The following is a 447-nucleotide window of genomic DNA, read 5'->3' as shown; positions in this document are numbered from 1 at the left end:
GATGCTAATCGCTGAGAAAGGCACTATGGGTGTTGGTTCTTCACGTATGTCTGGTGTTAACAACGTTGCACTTTGGGCAGGTGAAAAGACTTCTCCATACATCCCGTTTATCAACAACCGTCCTGTTGTTGCTGGTACTAACGGTATCGCACCGATCTTCCTAACAACTGTTGGTGTAACTGGCGGCATTGGTCTTGACCTTAAAAACTGGGTTAAGAAAACTGATGCAAATGGAGATGTTGTTAAAGACGAAAATGGCGACCCGGTACTAGAAGAAGCATATTCTGTTGCAACAGGCACTGTTCTAACTATCGATACGAAAGCTAAGAAGCTTTACAACGGTAGCGAAGAATTATCTGACGTATCTGACGCTTTCACGCCTCAGAAAGTTGAATTCATGAAAGCTGGCGGTTCTTACGCGGTAACCTTCGGTAAGAAAATCCAAAC

The 447-nt window shown here is 44.1% G+C and carries 1 pseudogene; it reads left to right on the top strand.

The window, feature by feature from the left end:
• A pseudogene (locus A3729_RS08710) lies at positions 1–447 on the top strand (bifunctional aconitate hydratase 2/2-methylisocitrate dehydratase); the annotation flags it as partial.

The organism is Oleiphilus sp. HI0043 (genome assembly GCF_001634935.1).
This window is presented reverse-complemented; position numbering and strand designations above follow the sequence as displayed.